The 17,661-nt window shown below is 68.5% G+C and carries 16 protein-coding genes; 10 read left to right on the top strand and 6 right to left on the bottom strand.

Translation table 11 applies throughout. The features are described from left to right. Window positions 1–4: 4 nt before the first annotated feature. From rsmB to def, 3 genes are all read right to left on the bottom strand, one after another. Complete coding sequence (gene rsmB, locus AC1DCJ_RS05950; protein WP_314403060.1) at window positions 5–1,345, bottom strand: 16S rRNA (cytosine(967)-C(5))-methyltransferase RsmB; 1,341 nt, start codon at window positions 1,343–1,345, stop codon at window positions 5–7. A 1-nt stretch (window position 1,346) separates the two neighbouring features. Further along, a complete protein-coding gene (gene fmt, locus AC1DCJ_RS05945; RefSeq protein ID WP_428712011.1) occupies window positions 1,347–2,270 on the bottom strand; it encodes a methionyl-tRNA formyltransferase in 924 nt (307 codons plus the stop codon). Window positions 2,271–2,369: 99 nt separating this feature from the next. After that, window positions 2,370–2,882: a peptide deformylase gene (gene def, locus AC1DCJ_RS05940; protein WP_137190488.1), complete on the bottom strand. Its 513-nt coding sequence runs from the start codon at window positions 2,880–2,882 to the stop codon at window positions 2,370–2,372. A gap of 124 nt (window positions 2,883–3,006) precedes the next feature. Here def and AC1DCJ_RS05935 point away from each other — a divergent pair, with 124 nt between their 5' ends. The 9 genes from AC1DCJ_RS05935 (at window position 3,007) to AC1DCJ_RS05895 (ending at window position 12,680) form a co-directional block, all read left to right on the top strand. Then, the gene (locus AC1DCJ_RS05935; RefSeq protein ID WP_141057674.1) at window positions 3,007–4,137 is read left to right on the top strand and encodes a LysM peptidoglycan-binding domain-containing protein; all 1,131 of its coding nucleotides are present in this window, start codon (window positions 3,007–3,009) and stop codon (window positions 4,135–4,137) included. Between the two features lie 71 nt (window positions 4,138–4,208). Further along, on the top strand, window positions 4,209–5,351 hold the full coding sequence (dprA, locus tag AC1DCJ_RS05930) for a DNA-processing protein DprA (protein ID WP_137190490.1): 1,143 nt from the start codon (window positions 4,209–4,211) through the stop codon (window positions 5,349–5,351). A 42-nt stretch (window positions 5,352–5,393) separates the two neighbouring features. Continuing rightward, window positions 5,394–5,867, top strand: a complete 474-nt coding sequence (locus AC1DCJ_RS05925) for a DUF494 family protein (RefSeq protein ID WP_038685975.1) — start codon at window positions 5,394–5,396, stop codon at window positions 5,865–5,867. A 37-nt stretch (window positions 5,868–5,904) separates the two neighbouring features. Further along, window positions 5,905–6,702, top strand: a complete 798-nt coding sequence (locus AC1DCJ_RS05920; RefSeq protein ID WP_478070365.1) for a GYF domain-containing protein — start codon at window positions 5,905–5,907, stop codon at window positions 6,700–6,702. Window positions 6,703–6,746: 44 nt separating this feature from the next. Further along, complete coding sequence (locus tag AC1DCJ_RS05915) at window positions 6,747–7,655, top strand: RDD family protein (protein WP_320488911.1); 909 nt, start codon at window positions 6,747–6,749, stop codon at window positions 7,653–7,655. Window positions 7,656–7,846: 191 nt separating this feature from the next. Next, entirely contained in the window at window positions 7,847–10,318 is a 2,472-nt protein-coding gene (locus AC1DCJ_RS05910; RefSeq protein ID WP_478070364.1) for a DNA topoisomerase I, read from the top strand. Window positions 10,319–10,429: 111 nt separating this feature from the next. After that, window positions 10,430–10,990, top strand: coding sequence for an L-threonylcarbamoyladenylate synthase type 1 TsaC (tsaC, locus tag AC1DCJ_RS05905; protein ID WP_141057678.1), 561 nt, complete (start codon window positions 10,430–10,432; stop codon window positions 10,988–10,990). A gap of 56 nt (window positions 10,991–11,046) precedes the next feature. Then, a complete protein-coding gene (locus AC1DCJ_RS05900) occupies window positions 11,047–11,853 on the top strand; it encodes a DUF4124 domain-containing protein (protein WP_478070363.1) in 807 nt (268 codons plus the stop codon). Between the two features lie 53 nt (window positions 11,854–11,906). Then, a complete protein-coding gene (locus AC1DCJ_RS05895; protein ID WP_478070362.1) occupies window positions 11,907–12,680 on the top strand; it encodes a hypothetical protein in 774 nt (257 codons plus the stop codon). Window positions 12,681–12,832: 152 nt separating this feature from the next. Here the strand turns inward: AC1DCJ_RS05895 and AC1DCJ_RS05890 are convergent, their stop codons facing one another. Beyond that, window positions 12,833–13,609: an SDR family oxidoreductase gene (locus AC1DCJ_RS05890; RefSeq protein WP_137190496.1), complete on the bottom strand. Its 777-nt coding sequence runs from the start codon at window positions 13,607–13,609 to the stop codon at window positions 12,833–12,835. Between the two features lie 160 nt (window positions 13,610–13,769). Between AC1DCJ_RS05890 and AC1DCJ_RS05885 the strand changes: the two genes are divergently transcribed. Next, window positions 13,770–13,997: a hypothetical protein gene (locus AC1DCJ_RS05885; protein WP_137190497.1), complete on the top strand. Its 228-nt coding sequence runs from the start codon at window positions 13,770–13,772 to the stop codon at window positions 13,995–13,997. A 178-nt stretch (window positions 13,998–14,175) separates the two neighbouring features. On the opposite strand, the gene sppA is transcribed toward AC1DCJ_RS05885, so the two are convergent. Both sppA and AC1DCJ_RS05875 read right to left on the bottom strand, forming a co-directional pair. Then, entirely contained in the window at window positions 14,176–16,080 is a 1,905-nt protein-coding gene (gene sppA / locus AC1DCJ_RS05880; protein WP_137190498.1) for a signal peptide peptidase SppA, read from the bottom strand. An 85-nt stretch (window positions 16,081–16,165) separates the two neighbouring features. Further along, on the bottom strand, window positions 16,166–17,536 hold the full coding sequence (locus tag AC1DCJ_RS05875; RefSeq protein WP_448134526.1) for an MATE family efflux transporter: 1,371 nt from the start codon (window positions 17,534–17,536) through the stop codon (window positions 16,166–16,168). Window positions 17,537–17,661 lie beyond the last annotated feature (125 nt).

Below are 17,661 nucleotides of genomic sequence, written 5' to 3'. Positions count from 1 at the left end.
GGTATCAGCCCTTTTTTAGCAGACGCGCGTAGAAGAATCCGTCTGCACCTTCTTCACCGGGCAGGCGCTGGCGGCCGGCCCAGGAGTCGTGGCCGAAGGCCTCGCCCAACGGCAGGAAGCCTGCGCGGGGGGTGCGCTGCAGGAAGGACTCGATCTGGAACTGGTTCTCTTCACGCAGGATCGAGCATGTCGCATACAGCAGGGTGCCGCCGGGGGCCAGCATGCGGAAGCAGGCATCCAGCAGGCGGGCCTGCAGCGCCACCAAGGCCTCGATATCGGCCGGGCGGCGGTGCACCAGCACGTCCGGCTGGCGGCGGATGATGCCGGTGGCCGAACACGGCGCATCCAGCAGGATGCAGTCGAACGGCTGCCCGTCCCACCAGCTGTCCGGCGCGGCGGCGTCGGCCGCCAGCACGCGCGCCTGCGCGCCCACGCCGGTCCGGGCGAAGGTCTCGCTGATGCGCTTGAGCCGGCGCGGATCGATGTCCAGTGCCAGCAGCTGCAGGCTGGGATCACGCTCCAGCAGGTGCGCGGCCTTGCCGCCGGGTGCGGCGCAGGCGTCCAGCACGCGGGCGCCGGGGCGCGGGGCCAGGGCATCGGCCACCTGCTGCGCCGACAGGTCCTGCACCGACAACGCGCCGGCGGCAAACCCGGGCAGCGCGGCCACCGGCACGGGCACTGGCAGGCGGATCGCATCGCTGCACAGCGGCGACGCCTCGGCCTCGATGGCCGCGCCAGCCAGCTGTTCCAGCACCGCCTCGCGGCTGCCGTGCTGGCGGTTCACCCGCAGCCACAACGGCGCGGGCTGCAGGCTGGCGGCGAACACATCCTCGGCCTGCTCCGGCCAGTCCTGTTCGATCATGCCGGCCAGCCAGTCCGGGAACGCAGCGCGCGCCGGCTGGGCCGGAATGCCGTCGCGCTGGGCGCGGCGCAGCAGCGCGTTGACCATGCCCGCCTGGCGGTCGCGGCCCATCGCACGGGCGGCGTCCACGGTGGCCGACAGCGCCGCATGGGCGGGCAGTTCAAGCGCATCCAGCTGGGCAAAGCCCACCAGCAGCAGCGCCCGCAGTTCGTCTTCGCGCACGCCCAGCGGGCGTTGCATCCACTGCGCCAGCGCGGCGTCGTAGGCACCGCGGCGGCGCAGCACTGCAAAGCAGAGCGCCTCCAGCAGGGCACGGTCGCGGCTGTCGTCCAGGGTGGGCAGTGCCTTGGCCAGTTCGGCCTTGAGCGAGCGCCCGCGGCCGATCACCTGGGCCAGTACCTTGGCGGCCAGTACACGGGTGGGCACGCCGGGGGCGGTGGCGGCACGTTGCGGGGCCTGCTTGTCCTGCCGGAGCTGGGTCATCTCAGGCACCCACGCTCAGGTCGCGGCGCGCGTTGAGGTAGTCGGCAGCGGTGATCGCCTTGCCTCCTTCGCGCTGCAGCACCCGCAGGCGCAGTGCACCCTGACCGCAGGCGATGTCGATGCCTTCGCGGGCGGCCGCCAGCAGCGTGCCCGGGGCCTTGCCCTGGTTGTCCGGCAGCGCCACCGCGCCGTGGATGCGCACGCGCTCGCCGGCCAGCTGGGCCTCGGCGATCGGCCACGGGTTGAAGGCGCGCACGGTGCGCTCCAGTGCCTGCGCGTCCTGCGCCCAGTCCAGCCGGGCTTCGGCCTTGTCCAGCTTGTGTGCGTAGGTCACCCCCGCCTCCGGCTGCGGCTGGGCAATCGGCTTGATGCCGGCGCGCAACAGGCCCAGTCCGTCCGACAGCACCTGCGCGCCCAGTTCGGCCAGGCGGTCATGCAGCTGGCCGCCGGTGTCATGGGCGCCGATGGCCAGGTGCTGCTTGAGCAGTACCGGACCGGTGTCCAGGCCCGCTTCCATCTGCATCAGGCACACGCCGCTTTCGCTGTCGCCGGCCTGGATCGCACGCTGGATCGGCGCGGCGCCGCGCCAGCGCGGCAGCAGCGAGGCATGCACGTTCCAGCAGCCGTGGGTGGGGATGGACAGCACGGCCTTGGGCAGGATCAGCCCGTAGGCCACCACCACCATCAGGTCCGGCTGCAGGTCGCGCAGCTGCTGCTGGGCTTCGGGGGTCTTCAGGTGCTCGGGCTGGAACACCGGGATGCCACGCGCGATCGCCTCCAGCTTCACCGGCGACGGCATCAGCCCGCGCCCACGCCCGGCCGGACGGTCCGGCTGGGTGTACACGGCCACCACTTCATGGTGGCGCGCGGCGACGCGCAGCGAGGACACGGCGAACTCCGGCGTACCGGCAAAGACAATCTTCATGGCTACCCCACTTGCAGAAAGAAAAACGGCGCCGGTGGCCGGCGCCGCACAACCAGGCCCGGCCCGCGGTCAGCCCGCGCGGCCCGGCCCTTGGGCATCTCAGGCAACGTGCTTGCGCGCCTTGGCCAGCTTCTTGCGCACCATCTCGCGCTTCAGCGGCGACAGGTAATCGATGAACAGCTTGCCGTCCAGGTGGTCCATCTCATGCTGGATGCACACCGCCAGCACGCCGTCGGTGGTCAGTTCCTGCGGCTGGCCCTGGCGGTCCAGGAAGCGCACGGTGATCTGGTTGGCACGGGTGACGTCGGCAAAGATGCCCGGCACCGACAGGCAACCTTCCTGGTAGACCTGGCCGCCCTCGTTGGCGACGATCTCCGGGTTGATGAACACCCGCGGGGTGTCCTTCTCTTCACTGACGTCGATGACCATGAAGCGCTGGTGCACGTCCACCTGGCTGGCAGCCAGGCCGATGCCCGGAGCGTCGTACATGGTGTGGAACATGTCGTCGAGCAGTTGCTGGAACGCCGGCGTGGTCACTTCGGCGGCGTCGATCAACGCGGCCTTGGTGCGCAGGCGCGGATCGGGGAACTCAAGAATGGGCAGGATAGCCATGGCAAATACCGGTAGGGGGCGCCGGTCAAAGCGGCGTACGTCGCAATTCTATCGCCAACGCTTGCCCTGCGCCCCGGTTTCTGGACTATAGTGCGGCAACCTGTTGGGGAATCAGGCACCACCTATGTTTGAACGTACTCGTACGGTCGTCGCCGTGGCGATGTTGACCGTTGCCACCTATGCTACCGCCGTTGAAGTGAATGGCGGGCACCCGGATACCTACGTCGTCCGCAAGGGCGATACCTTGTGGGACATTTCCGCGCGCTTCCTCAAGAAGCCGTGGCTGTGGCCGGAAATCTGGCAGGCCAATCCGCAGGTCAAGAACCCGCACCTGATCTACCCGGGTGACGTGCTGAGCCTGGCCTACCTGGACCGCGTCGTGGCCCAGCCCGGCCCGCGCCAGGAAGCGCCGATCACCGGCATTCCACTGGACCAGGTCGAGCCCTTCCTGAAGCAGCTGAGCGTGGTCGACGAGGTCAAGTCGCTGCCGTTCGTGGCGGGCCTGGAAGACAACCGCCTGCGTGCCACCAGTGGCCAGACCGCCTATGTGCGCGGGCTGGAAGGGGCTGCAGTGGGCCAGCGCTGGTCCGTGGTCCGCCCGACCGTGCGCTTCGCGCTGCCCAAGCCGACCGAGGAACTGACCGCCAACGGTGACGTCACCCCGGGCAGCGGCAACCTCTGGAAAGACTTCTTCGTGCCCAGCAAGCGCAACCAGACGCTGGGCTACGAGCTGGCCCAGGTCAACGTTGGCACCGTCACGAAGGTGGCGTCTGGCAACGTGGATGTGACCACCATCGCCCTGCAGACCCAGATCGGCGGACGTGAAGTCCGGGTCGGTGATCGCCTGGTGCCGGTGGAGGCCAAACCGTACGACCTGCAGTTCTTCCCGCACGTTCCGGCCGCCCAGACCGAAGGCCTGGATATCCGCGTACTGGCCGTCACCGACATGTTCCTGTCCGGTGGCCCGCGCGACATCGTGGCGATCTCGGCCGGCAGTGCCGACGGCATCGACAACGGCACCGTGGTGTCGCTGTGGCGCCAGGGCCGCCACGTGGCCAACCGGATGAAGTTCCCCGGTTCGTCGCGGATGGACGACTCGCTCACCGACGGCGCCGGCCGCATCACCCTGCCCGACGAATACGCAGCCCATGCGATGGTGTTCCGCACCTACGACAAGGTCAGCTATGCGCTGGTGATGCAGGGGGTCAAGCCGGTGCTGGTCGGGTACGCAGCGAAGCATCCTGACGCTCAGTAAACGCAAAACCCTACGCACTACTCCGACGGCGCCCCAGGGCGCCGTTGTTGTATGCGGCCTAGCCTTGGCGGATGTGCGAAACCCTCCTGCCTGACACCCGCGACGCCCTGCTCCGCCTGGTCCTGGCCGGCGGCCCCCTGCCGCCGCGGCGGCGCCTCCTGCAGACCCACGCCGATGCCGCCCTTGCGCTGCGTGCCGGGCCATCGAGCTGGCGGGCCAGCGGCTGCACCGCCGAGCAGTGCGCGCGGCTGGCCCACCCCGACCCGGCTGCACTGGCACGGGCCCATCACTGGGCCTCGCAACCGGGCCACCACCTGCTGCCGATCCACAGCGACGACTACCCGGTGCTGCTGCGCCACCATCCCCAGGCCCCGTTGGTGCTGTTCGTGCAGGGCGACCCGGCCATGCTCTGGCATCCCGGGGTTGCCGTGGTGGGCAGTCGCACGCCGTCGCCCAGCGGCGCGGAGCTGGCGGCCGAATTCGCCGCCGCGTTCGCGCGCAGCGGGCTGTCGGTGGTCAGCGGGCTGGCCGCCGGGGTGGATGGGCGCGCCCATGACGCGGCGTTGCGGGTGCCGGGCGGCGTGACGGTGGCGGTGGTGGCCACCGGCCTGGACCAGACCTACCCGCCGCGCCATGCCACCCTGCAGGCGCGGATCGCCCAAGGCGGCGCGGTGGTCAGCGAGTATCCGCCCGGCACCGCGCCCAAGGCCGGCCAGTTCCCCGCGCGCAACCGGCTGATCGCCGGGCTCAGCCTGGGCACGGTGGTGATCGAAGCGGCGCTGCGGTCCGGGGCGCTGATCACCGCCCGGCTGGCGGCCGAGGCCGGGCGTGAGGTCTTCGCCCTGCCCGGCTCGGTACGCAACCCGCGGGCGCGCGGCTGCCACCGGCTGATCCGCGAGGGCGTGATGCTGGTGGAGCACCCCGACGAAGTGATCGCCGGGCTGACCGCCTTGGCCGGCACCCTGGGCCAGGCCTTGCGAACCCGGCTGGACGCCCCCACTGAACAGGCACGACCGGCGCCTCGGCGCGCCCCCTCCTTCCCCGACCCGGACTACCAGCGCTTGTGGCAGGCACTGGATGACAACCCAACGGGTATGGATTCATTGATCCAACGCAGCGGATTGACGACGGCCCAGCTGTCGGCCATGCTGCTGGTCATGGAACTGGAAGGAAAGGTGGTTGCCGCCTATGGCCGCTACTGTCGAAAACCCTAGTTTCTTCACCTCCACAGCGTCGTTGACGCAGGCCGAGGGGCAATGAAAGAGAGCATTCTGGATGTCCTGCTGTACCTGTTCGAACATTATTTCAGCGAGGACCCGGACCTCGTCCGTGACCGCGACACCCTCCAGAACAGCCTGATACAGGCCGGCTTCAGCCCCACCGAAATCAAGAAAGCGTTCGACTGGCTCGATGCCCTCGCCGACCAGCGCCCGGCCGTGAACGTGGCCCGGGTCGATGGCCCGGTGCGCATCTACCACGGACCGGAACTGGACAAGCTGGACGTTGAAGGCCGCGGCTTCCTGATGTTCCTGGAGCAGCACGGCATTCTGGACGCCAACCAGCGCGAGCTGGTGCTGGACCGCGCCATGGCCCTGGACCAGGACGAGCTGGACCTGGACGACCTCAAGTGGGTGGTGCTGATGGTGCTGTTCAACCAGCCCGGGTCCGAGGCCGCCTACGCCTGGATGGAAACGCAGATGTTCATTGACGAACCGGAACCGCTTCACTGACCGTACACTGGGCGCCTAGCGCATTCAGGAGCGTGCCGTGGGCCAGTGGTTCTATGCAGAAGGAAATCGCCAGCAGCGCGGGCCGCTGGCGTCCGATGAACTGATCGCGCTGTACCAGTCCAGCCGCATTGCGGCCGATACGCTGGTCTGGCGCGAGGGTATGGCGCAGTGGCAACCGCTGCGCGAGGTGGCCGACGAGATCGGCCTGGTGCTGGCCGCGCCGCCGGCGCCTGTGGCCGACATCCCTGCCGAAACAGACACCCTCGCTGCTGCACTGCCGCCGCAGATCCCCGTGGACAGCCCCGCGCCCGGCCCGGTGCCGCCCACGCCTGCCCCGCCGCTGACGGCCGCTGCCGCGCCCGCCATGGCCGCCACGTCGGTACCGCCGCGTCAGGGTCTGTCCGGCTGCGCCATCGCCGGCATCGTGGCCGGCATCGTCGGCCTGCTGCTGGTGGTGCTCATCGGCATTCTTGCCGCGATCGCCCTGCCCGTTTACCAGGAGTATGTGCTGCGCTCCAAGACCGCGCAGGCCATCACCGAACTGGACCCGATCAAGGTGCAGGTAAGCGAGTTCGTGCAGACCCACGGGCGCTGCCCGGTCAACGACGACGACGGATTCCAGCCGGCCGAAAGCTATGCCAGCGGCGACCTGGCGGCGGTGCGGATCGGTCGCTTCGACAACAGCCACTGCGGCATCGAAGCCGAGCTGTCGGTACCCGACAAAGCGGCCCTGGACGGCAAGCAGCTGTGGCTGGATTTCGACCCGGAACTGCACCAGTGGGAATGCACCGGCGAGCCGGATGACAAGTACCTGCCGCAGCACTGCCGCGGCTGACAACGGACGCATGTCCATGGATGAACCCAAAGGGGATTGAAGCAATGACTGAGTGGTATTTCGCCGATGGCCAGGAACGCCAGGGCCCGTTGACCGCCGACGAGATGCGCCTGCGTTTCCAGCGCGCGCAGATCAGCCTGACCACGCTGGTCTGGCGTGAGGGCTTTGCACAGTGGAAGCCGTTGTCCGAGGCGGTCGACGAACTGCAGCTGCAGAACCTGAGCAGCGCTGCGGAGAACCTGGGCAGCGGTTTCGACCTGCGCGGCGATTACACGGCCATCGACAACGGCACCGCGCCGCTGCCGGGCACCGGTGGCGGCACCCATTCGCCGTACACCGCACCGGCCGCCGGTGGCTATGCCAACGCGGCAGTGGTGGGTGGCGGCAACGTGGTCTACGCCGGGTTCTGGAAGCGCTATGCCAGCTACTTCCTCGACTCGGTGGTGGTCAGCGTGGTCAACATTCCGATCAGCCTGATCTTCAACGGCATCGGCGCGGTGTCGGGCAACGAGTCGGTGGCGCTGGTGATGAGCCTGCTGGCCATGGTCGCCGGCCTGGCACTGGGCGTGGCCTACTACGCCGGCTTCCACGCCTCGGCCGGTGGCGCCACCCTGGGCAAGATGGCCGTGGGCATCAAGGTGGTGCGTGGCAATGGCGAACGGCTCACCCTGGGCCGCGGCATCGGGCGCTACTTCGGCTTCCTGCTGAGCAGCCTGACCCTGATGATCGGTTTCATCATGGCCGCCTTCACCGAGCGCAAGCAGGCCCTGCACGACATGATCTGCGACACCGTGGTGGTCGACAAATGGGCGTACACCGAAAACGAGCACCTGCAGCAGCCGGCCCTCGGCACCGTCACCATCGTGGTTCTGGTGGTTTCCGGCCTGGTCACCGTGGCCGCCATCGGCGTGGGCATTGCCATGATCGGGGTCATCGCCTCGTCCATGTCCTGACCCCGCCCTCACACCGGGCCGCTTGACACGAGCGGCTCGGTCGTGATTCCTCTAATAAGAGGAAAAGCTGAACGCCCGGCGCATACCCGGGCGTTCAGTTTATGGAAATCGCCCGCTGCCCTTCACTAATGCGGCCATTTGCTCCACCCTAGCGCCCTCTCCCGGGCTGCTGCCCACAGAATTAATCTGACATGCCCAAGCACCTGCTCATCGTCGAATCGCCCGCCAAGGCCAAGACGATCAACAAATACCTCGGCAAGGACTACACCGTCCTGGCCTCGTATGGGCATGTGCGCGACCTGGTGCCGAAGGAAGGCGCGGTCGATCCCGACAACAACTTCGCGATGCGGTACGACCTCATCGAGAAGAACGAGAAGCACGTCGATGCCATCGTCAAGGCTGCCAAGGGCGCCGACGACATCTTCCTGGCCACCGATCCGGATCGCGAGGGTGAAGCGATCAGCTGGCACATCGCCGAAATCCTGAAGGAACGCGGGCTGGTCAAGGACAAGCCGATGCAGCGCGTGGTCTTCACCGAGATCACCCCGCGCGCCATCAAGGAAGCCATGGGCCACCCGCGCGAGATCGCCGGTGACCTGGTCGATGCGCAGCAGGCACGCCGCGCGCTGGACTACCTGGTGGGCTTCAACCTGTCCCCGGTGCTGTGGCGCAAGGTGCAGCGCGGCCTGTCCGCCGGCCGCGTGCAGAGCCCGGCGCTGCGCATGATCGTCGAGCGCGAGGAAGAGATCGAAGCCTTCATCGCCCGCGAGTACTGGAGCATCGATGCCGCCTGTGCGCATCCCTCGCAGCCGTTCACCGCGCGCCTGACCAAGCTGGACGGCAAGAAGTTCGAACAGTTCACCGTGACCGACGGCGATACCGCCGAAGCCGCACGCCTGCGCATCCAGCAGGCCGCGCAGGGCGCGCTGCACGTCACCGACGTGGCCAGCAAGGAGCGCAAGCGCCGCCCGGCCCCGCCGTTCACCACCTCCACGCTGCAGCAGGAGGCCTCGCGCAAGCTGGGCTTCACCACCCGCAAGACCATGCAGGTGGCGCAGAAGCTGTACGAAGGCGTGGCCATCGGCGAGGAAGAAGGCACCGTCGGCCTGATCTCGTACATGCGTACCGACTCGGTCAACCTGTCCCAGGACGCGCTGGCCGAGATCCGCGACGTGATCGCCCGCGATTACGGCATCGCCTCGCTGCCCGACCAGCCCAACACCTACCAGACCAAGTCCAAGAACGCCCAGGAAGCGCATGAAGCGGTGCGCCCGACCTCGGCCCTGCGGACCCCGGCGCAGGTGGCACGCTTCCTGACCGACGACGAGCGCAAGCTCTACGAACTGATCTGGAAGCGGGCCGTGGCCTGCCAGATGATCCCGGCCACGCTCAACACCGTGAGCGTGGACCTGTCGGCCGGCAGCGAACACGTGTTCCGCGCCAGCGGCACCACCGTGGTGGTGCCCGGCTTCCTGGCCGTGTACGAAGAAGGCAAGGACACCAAGAGCGCCGAGGATGACGACGAAGGCCGCAAGCTGCCGGCGATGAAGCCCGGCGACCGCGTGCCGCTCGATCGCATCGTGGCCGACCAGCACTTCACCCAGCCGCCGCCGCGCTTCACCGAAGCGGCGCTGGTCAAGGCGCTGGAAGAATATGGCATCGGCCGCCCGTCGACCTACGCCTCGATCATCCAGACCCTGTTGTTCCGCAAGTACGTGGAAATGGAAGGCCGCAGCTTCCGTCCGTCCGACGTCGGCCGTGCGGTGTCCAAGTTCCTGTCCAGCCACTTCACCCAGTACGTGGATTACGACTTCACCGCCAAGCTGGAAGACGAACTCGATGCGGTGTCGCGTGGCGAGGAAGACTGGATTCCGCTGATGGCCCGTTTCTGGGACCCCTTCAGCAAGCTGGTTGAAGAGAAGAACGAGTCGGTTGACCGCGCCGAAGCCAGTGGCGCGCGCGAGCTCGGCACCGACCCCAAGACCGGCAAGCCGGTCAGCGTGCGGCTGGGCCGCTTCGGGCCGTACGCGGCCATCGGCAGTACCGCCGAGGATGCCGAAGACAAGCCCAAGTTCGCCTCGCTGCGCCCGGGCCAGTCGATGCACACCATTTCCCTGGAAGACGCGCTGGAGCTGTTCCTGATGCCGCGCGCGCTCGGCCAGGACAAGGACGAAGACGTCAGCGTCGGCATCGGCCGGTTCGGTCCGTTCGCCAAGCGTGGCAGCACCTATGCCTCGCTGAAGAAGGAAGACGACCCCTATACGATCGACCTGGCCCGTGCGGTGTTCCTGATCGAAGAGAAGGAAGAGATCGCGCGCAACCGGATCATCAAGGAGTTCGAAGGCAGCGACATCCAGGTGTTGAACGGCCGCTTCGGCCCGTACATCAGCGATGGCAGGATGAACGGCAAGATCCCCAAGGATCGTGAGCCGGCGTCGCTGACCCTGGCCGAAGTGCAGCAGCTGATGGAAGAAACCGGCAAGCCGGTGCGCAAGGGCTTCGGCAAGAAGGCGGCCAAGAAAGTGGTCGCCAAGAAGGCCACGGTGAAGAAGGAGGCTGCGCCGAAGAAGGCCGCCGCCAAGAAGGCACCGGCCAAGAAGGCAGCCACCAAGAAAGCGGCCACCAAGAAAGTCGCCAAGAAGACGGTCGCCAAGAAGGCCTGAGGGCCTCCACCGGCGCAGGCCCACGCCATGCGTGGATCTGCGCGGGGATCACCCGGTTGCCACGCCGCGGGCGGATAATGTGGGCCTATGCCCACGCCCGCTGTTGCCGCCATGAACGAACTCACCCTGGATACCGCCCTGCCCGTGCTCCGCGCAGGCGGGGTCGTGGCGTACCCCACCGAAGCGGTCTGGGGCCTGGGTTGTGATCCGGCCCACGAGGCGGCGGTGATGAAGCTGCTGCAGCTCAAGCAGCGCCCGGTCGAGAAAGGCATGATCCTGGTGGCGGCCGACTTGGCCCAGCTCGACGACTGGGTGCGCCTGCAGGCCTTGCCGGCGCAACGCCAGGCCGTGGTGCTGGCCAGCTGGCCTGGCGCGAACACCTGGATCCTGCCGGCCGGCCCGCGCGCACCGCGCTGGATCACCGGCGCACACAGCGGCATTGCCGTACGCATCAGCGCGCACCCGTTGGTGGCCGCGTTGTGTCGCGCCTGGGGCGGCCCGCTGGTGTCCACCAGCGCCAACCTGGCCGGCAAGCCACCGGCGCGGACCCGGACCGAACTGGACCCCGCGCTGCTGCCACTGCTGGATGGCCTGATCGACGGCGACACCGGCGGACTGGCCCAGCCCACCCCGATCCGCGACGCGCTCAGCGGGCAGATACTGCGCAGCTGAGCAGCCCCCATGCCCGCTGTTTTGCGCCGCTGCCGGTAAAGCCGCACACTGGACCCATGCCCCGAACGACCGCCCTGCGCCTGTCCCTGCTGTTGTGCTGCGTCAGCGCGCCACTGGCCGCGCAGGACGCCGGCAACGTGCGCGTGTACCGGTGCGTGGGCAGCAATGGCGCGGTGTCGCTGCAGGATGCGCCCTGCCGCGACGGGCGCCAGGAAGTGCGCGACATGCAACGCCCGCGCGACCCCGCCCCGCGCGTGGTGCGCAGCGACCGCGACCCCACCGCCACGCCGGCACCGGCCGCGCCGCAGCGCGAGGTGCGCCACGTGTACGTGCAGCCGCCGCAGCCGTTGTACGAATGCGTACGCGACGACGGCAGCCGCTATACCAGCGACAGTGGTGAGGGCAATCCGCGCTGGGTCCCGATCTGGACCAGCGTGTACCTGCCGTATGGCGGCGGCCATCGCCCGCCCGGGGGCGGCCGTCCGCACCGTCCCCTGCCGCCGATCGCCCCAATGGGGTCCGGCGCGGGATCGGGCTCGGTCAGTTCCAGTGGCGGCTCGCTGTCGATCTCCGGCGGCGGCCCGCACGTGGGCGGCAGCCTCAGCGTGGGCAGTGGCAGCACGCACTGGGAAGGCAGCCGAGAGGTCTACCCCGGCACCTACACCGACACCGTGGTGCCCGCCGGCAACGTGCTGGTGCGCGACGCGTGCAACCCGCTGCCGCAGCAGGATGTCTGCGCACGCCTGCAGGATCGTCGCTGGGAACTGGTGCGCCAGTACAACAGTGCGCTGCAGGGCCAGCGCGACGCGCTCACCCGCGAGCAGCGCAGCGTGGATGCGCGACTGGAACGCGACTGCCGCTAGCACGTGCTTCAATGCGCACTTCGCTACGCCTTCGGCCTTGCCACCACGACCCGATGCACATCGCTTCCCTGCCCCTCTTGTCCATGATGCGCCGCGCCGCGCCCCGCGGCAGCGTGGCACTGCTCGCGGTGTGGCTGTGCCTGCCCGCACCGGCGCATGCCGCGGAGGATGTGGTGCTGTTCCGGTGTACGGCCGCCGATGGCGCCCTCACCGTACAGAACGCGCCCTGCCCGCCGGGCACGCAGCAACGCATCCAGCGCTTCACCGCGCCGGCCAGCGGCGCTGCACCGGCGGCGGTGCCGACGCCCGCCCCGGTGGCGGCCGCGGTGCCGACCAGCGCCGATCCGGCCGGTGCCGCCGTCACCCTGGCACACGCGCCGCTGCAGGTACTGCTGGCCGGCGATGTGCAGACCTCGGTAGCAGCCGAGGGCACGGCCATCCTGGACAGCGACGTGGTGCGCCGCCAGGCCCAGCAGCAGGCCGAAGCAGACGCCGTGGCCAAGCAGCCGCTGCCGGAGATCTACGCCTGCCAGGGCCGCGACGGCGGCGGCTACCTGCACGAACGCGAACCGGCGCCGCCGCACTGCGAACTGATGACCGTCACCGGCCTGGGCGGCACCACGCCGCTCAACGCGGCCGGTTGCGAAGTGATCCGCGATATCTGCGCGCCGGTCGTTGAAGCACAGCGCTGCAACAGCTGGCAGCAGCGCTTCCGCGATGCGCGCGGACGGGAGCGCTTCGCCACGCCGGAAAACGCGGCCCTGGCAACAGCCGAACGCGAACGCCTGCAAGCCATCCTCGCCGACAGCGACTGCCCCATCCCGTAACCACTGGTCGGCTGCGCCACCCCACCCCGGTAGAGCCGACCGTTGGTCGGCTGCGCCACCCCATCCGGTAGAGCCGACCGTTGGTCGGCTGCGCCACCCCATCCCGGTAGAGCCGACCGTTGGTCGGCTGCGCTACCGCCCGCGAATCGGCCTCAAAACCCGTACCGCAGGAACCCACCATCCACCGCGATGCATTCGCCGGTGACGTAACTGGACGCCGGCAGGCACAGGAACCCCACCGCGGCCGCCACTTCCTCCGGCTCGCCGATGCGCCGCATCGGGGTGCGGTCGATCACCTCTTCGTAGTAATCCGGATCGGACAACGGCCCGGACGTGCGCCGGGTGCGGATGTACCACGGCGCCACCGCGTTGACCCGGATACCGTCTTCGGCCCATTCCACGGCCAGGTTACGGGTCATCTGGTGCATGGCCGCCTTGGTCATGCCGTACACCGCGCCGCTGCGCACGTGGGTCAGGCCGGACACGCTGCCGACGTTGACGATCGCCGAGGCGGCGTGCCGGGCCAGCAGCGGGTGCGCGTAGCGCGACAGCTCGAAGGCCGAGAACAGGTTGGTCTCGAAGATGCCGCGCCATTCGTCTTCGGTGTATTCGGTGGCCGGCTTGGTGATGTTGCCGCCGGCGTTGTTGATCAGCAGGTGCAGGCCATCGCTGTGGTCTTCGACCCAGTCGAGAATCTCACGGCGGTCCTCGTCGTCGGAGACGTCGGCGGCGAGGCCGTGGATTTCGCGGTCGGGGAAGGTATCCACCAGTTCATCGCGGGCCATTTCCAGCGCATCGGGATCGCGCCCGACGATCAACAGGTCCGCGCCGAACCCGGCCAGTTCCCGGGCAATCGCCAGTCCGATGCCGGCACTTGCACCGGTAATCAAGGCGGTCTGCCCATCCAATCGCCAACGTTGCGCGCTCACCTGTATCTCCTGCGCGGGGCCCTGCCCCGTGATGCTGCGCACTGCACCATGCGGTGCGCTGGACGCAGGATAGCGCAGCCCCTGCACATGGTCCGCCCCGCATGCACGCCGGCGGCGACGGTGCGACACTGTCCTCCCCGGCCATCAAGGTGCGCTTGCCATGAACATCCGTGTCGTCCTGCCGCTGACCGCGCTGCTGGCCCTGGCCGGCTGCAACCGACCGGTTCCACCGGCACCGGACAAACCGCCGGAGCCGCAGGCCACCGCACTGCGCGACTCCATCCAGCAGCCGCTGGACAAGGCCAAGGCGGCTCGCGAGATGCTGGAAAAGGCGCCGGACACCCGCGCCGCCGAAGAAGCCGCCAGCGACACCCCCGCCAACCGGTAGAGCCACCCCATGGGTGGCTGCGCATGGCGCTGGATCGCATCGGTAGAGCCACCCCATGGGTGGCTGCGCGTGGCGCCGGATCGGAGAGCAGCCACCCATGGGGTGGCTCTACCGGGTCTGGAACCCCAAAAAAAACCCGGCCTTGGCCGGGTTTTTTCATCGCGTGCGCGTCAGCGCATCAGAAGCCGCAGAAGCAGTACGCCAGTGCCTTCACCGGTGCGCTGCCGCGCGGATCGCGGGCCGCGTCTTCGACGAAGCGCAGCTGAGTATCCAGCTCCGGCATCGAACGGGCCAGCATCAGCCGCGCCATGCCCGACTCACCCAGCATCCACGCACCGGCGTGGCTGCCGGCAAAGCCGCTCATGAACTGCGCGAACGGCGTGGCGCCCTTCTCGATGTAGCGCACGCGAACCTTGTCCACCTCGCCCAGCTTGGCGCGCTTGGCCGCATCGGCGACGGCAGCCTTGAGCCCACCGAATTCGTCGACCAGACCGCGCTCCTTGGCCTGCGCACCGCTCCACACGCGACCGCGGGCGACTTCATCGACCGCCTCGACCGGCTTGTTGCGTGCATCGGCCACCTTGCCGGTGAAATCGGCGTAGCCCTTGTTGATCACCGACTGGATCACCTGGCCCACGGCCGGGTCCATCGGACGGGTCATGTCGAACGCACCGGCGAAGCGCGTGGTGCCCACGCCATCGGTGTGCACGCCGATCTTGTCCAGCGAACGGGCCACGTTCGGGATCATGCCGAAGATGCCGATCGACCCGGTGATGGTCGACGGATCGGCGTAGATGCGATCGGCGTTCATGCTGATCCAGTAACCACCGGAGGCAGCCAGGTCGCCCATCGACACCACCACCGGCTTGCCGGCCGCCTTCAGCGCCACCACTTCGCGGCGGATCTGCTCGGAGGCGAACACTTCACCGCCGGGCGAATCCACGCGCAGCACCACCGCCTTCACGTCCTTGTCGTCGCGGGCTTCGCGCAACAGGGCCGAGGTCGACACGCCACCGACGCGACCGGCCGGCAGGTCGCCACCGGCGATTTCACCGGCGGCCACGATCACCGCTACCTGCGGACGCGAATCCACCGGCGAGCGGCGGCTGTCCAGCGCGGACAGGTAGGCATCCAGGTTCACGCTGCGGAAGCCGCCGTCGGCGTCTTCGTCAGCAACGCCGCGATCGGTGAGCAGGTCTTCCACTTCCTCGCGCGTCTTCAGCCCGTCCACCAGCTTCTGCTGCAGGGCGAACTTGGCCAGGTCGCCACCGGCGGCGGCGATCCCTTCGGGCATGGTGTCGATGCCGGCAGCCAGCTGTGCAGCGTCAAGCTTGCGCGCCTTGGCGATGTCGCCCAGGTAGCGCTGCCACACATCGTTCATCCAGAACAGGTCGGCTTCCTTGGCCTGCGGCGAGGCGGCGTCGAGCACGTACGGCTCGGCGGCGGACTTGTATTCACCCACCTTGAACAGATGCACGTCCACGCCCAGCTTGTCCTGCAGGCCGGTGCGGAAGTACTGGCGGTAACGGCCAAGGCCTTCCAGCACCACGCCGCCCATCGGGTCCAGGTAGACCTCGTCGGCCTGCGCGGCCAGCAGGTACTGCGACTGGCTCATGTTTTCGCTGAAGGCCACCACCTGCTTGCCGGCGGCGCGCAGTTCCTGCAGCGCGGCAGCCACTTCACGCATCGAGGCAAAGCCGCTGGGCTGCAGCTTGTCCAGCTCCAGCACCACGCGCTCGATCTTCTTGTCGGTGCGGGCCGCATCGAGGGCGCGGATCAGGTCGCGCAGCTGCACTTCCTCGGCGCTGTTGTCACCGATCGCCTTGGACAGCGCGCGGCTGACCGGGTCGGCGCTGAACTGCTCGACCAGCCGGCCTTCCGGCGCGATCACCAGGGTGGTGCGGTCCTGCAATGCGTTGCCAGAGCTGGCGCCCTTGCCCATCGCCACGACGAACAGGATCAGGATCAACAACAGCAGGCCGAAGAAGACCAGGTTGAGGATCAGCCTGCGGGTAAAGTTCATCACATCCCACAGCCCGATGAAGAAGCTGGCGACGGGATTGCGACGCGCGGGTTGGTTCATGGGGAAAACTCCAGTTGGCTTCTTGCCGTAATGCCAGCATAGCCGGTGCCGGGCAGACCGGCATCGGACACAAGTAAGGGGGTCGTCAGGCGGCGGGCGGCAACGCCAGGCCGACCCGGCGGCTGCTGACGCGCAGGCGCCAGGCCATCAGGATGGCGGCGGCGGTCAGGCCCAGGATCAGGCCCAGCCACATGCCCTGCGGTCCCATGCCCAGGCCAAGGCCCAGACCGGCACCGAGCGGCATGCCCAGCCCCCAGTACGAGAACATGGCGATGAACATCGGCACGCGGGTGTCCTTGAGCCCGCGCAGTGCGCCGGCCGAGAGCACCTGCACGCCATCGGGGAACTGGAACGCCGCGGCGTACAGCAGCAGCGTGGAGGCCAGCGCGGCCACGCCCATGTCGGCGGTGTACACCCCGACGATAGCGTCGTGGCCGAACAGCAGCACCAGGGCCGACAGCGTCTGGGTACCCAGGATGATCACCAGCCCGGCAATCGCGGCCCGGCGCACGCCCAGCCCGTTGCCGCTGCCCACCGCATGGCCTACGCGCACGGTGGTGGCTTCGGCCACGCCCATCGGGATCATGAAGCACAGCTGCGCCACGTTGATGGCGATCTGGTGCGACGCCGCTTCGGTGGCCCCCAGGCGACCGATCAGCAGCGCGGTGACGATGAACAGCCCGCCTTCCATCAGCACGGTGATGCCGATGGGCAGGCCGGTGCGCAGCAGGTCCCAGATCGCGGCCCAGCGCGGCAACTCGAAGTGCGAAAACAGCTGCAGGTGCGCGAACCGCTTGGTTTTCCACAGGTAGCCGGCAAAGCACAGCGCCTGGATCCACATCATCGTGGCCGAGGCGATGCCCAGCCCTTCGGCGCCCATTTCCGGGAAGCCGAACTTGCCGTAGCAGAGGATGTAACCCAGCGGCGCCAAGATCACCAGGCCGCCGAAGCCCAGGATCATGGTCGGCAGCGTCCAGTGCATGCCCTCGCTGAGGTAGCGCATGCAGAAGTACAGCGTCAGCGCCGGGCCGCCCCAACGCACCGCATGCAGGAACGCGGTGGCACCGGGCACGATGTCCGGGGCGATGCCGAACGCCGGCAGCAGCGGTGGCACCACCGTGAGGAAGGTGAACATGATCAGGCCCAGGCCGAGCGCCAGCCACAGTGCCTGGCGGAACAGCGGGCCGATCTCGCGCTCGCGCCCAGCGCCATGCAGCTGCGACACCGAGGCGGTGAGCGAGATCAGGGTGCCGATCGGGATCAGCATCGGCAGCCACAGCAGCGCGGTGCCGATGGTGACGGCAGCCAGCGTCTGGGTGCCGTGGTGGCCGGCGATGACGTTGTCGACGAAGGAGATCAGGCCGGTGGAAACATGGCCCAGCACCAGCGGCAGCGCGAGCAGGCCGGTGGCGCGCACTTCCTGGGAAAGGCGCGGCGTAGGAGAAGCGATGGACATGGGGATCACGTACGGCAACTGCGGCAGCGCGCGGAGGGCACAGGCACCGGGTTGCGGCCGGTCATCTTACGCGCGTGGCAGATCAAAACCCACGACCGGGGGTGAATATGCGGTTTGCGACACGA

Source organism: Stenotrophomonas sp. 10N36, assembly GCF_056395005.1.
The sequence above is the reverse complement of the archived record's forward strand: the minus strand, read 5'-3'. Positions and strand labels throughout refer to the sequence as shown.

Bases quoted from the DNA above. Each gene is read 5' to 3' on its own strand.
- AC1DCJ_RS05875 (WP_448134526.1), bottom strand. From the start codon at position 17,536: ATGTCCATCGCTTCTCCTACGCCGCGCCTTTCCCAGGAAGTGCGCGCC.
- def (WP_137190488.1), bottom strand. From the start codon at position 2,882: ATGGCTATCCTGCCCATTCTTGAGTTCCCCGATCCGCGCCTGCGCACC.
- AC1DCJ_RS05925 (WP_038685975.1), top strand. From the start codon at position 5,394: ATGAAAGAGAGCATTCTGGATGTCCTGCTGTACCTGTTCGAACATTAT.
- AC1DCJ_RS05915 (WP_320488911.1), top strand. From the start codon at position 6,747: ATGACTGAGTGGTATTTCGCCGATGGCCAGGAACGCCAGGGCCCGTTG.
- AC1DCJ_RS05895 (WP_478070362.1), top strand. From the start codon at position 11,907: ATGCACATCGCTTCCCTGCCCCTCTTGTCCATGATGCGCCGCGCCGCG.
- AC1DCJ_RS05910 (WP_478070364.1), top strand. From the start codon at position 7,847: ATGCCCAAGCACCTGCTCATCGTCGAATCGCCCGCCAAGGCCAAGACG.
- rsmB (WP_314403060.1), bottom strand. From the start codon at position 1,345: ATGACCCAGCTCCGGCAGGACAAGCAGGCCCCGCAACGTGCCGCCACC.
- AC1DCJ_RS05935 (WP_141057674.1), top strand. From the start codon at position 3,007: ATGTTTGAACGTACTCGTACGGTCGTCGCCGTGGCGATGTTGACCGTT.
- tsaC (WP_141057678.1), top strand. From the start codon at position 10,430: ATGAACGAACTCACCCTGGATACCGCCCTGCCCGTGCTCCGCGCAGGC.
- sppA (WP_137190498.1), bottom strand. From the start codon at position 16,080: ATGAACCAACCCGCGCGTCGCAATCCCGTCGCCAGCTTCTTCATCGGG.
- fmt (WP_428712011.1), bottom strand. From the start codon at position 2,270: ATGAAGATTGTCTTTGCCGGTACGCCGGAGTTCGCCGTGTCCTCGCTG.
- AC1DCJ_RS05885 (WP_137190497.1), top strand. From the start codon at position 13,770: ATGAACATCCGTGTCGTCCTGCCGCTGACCGCGCTGCTGGCCCTGGCC.
- dprA (WP_137190490.1), top strand. From the start codon at position 4,209: ATGTGCGAAACCCTCCTGCCTGACACCCGCGACGCCCTGCTCCGCCTG.
- AC1DCJ_RS05900 (WP_478070363.1), top strand. From the start codon at position 11,047: ATGCCCCGAACGACCGCCCTGCGCCTGTCCCTGCTGTTGTGCTGCGTC.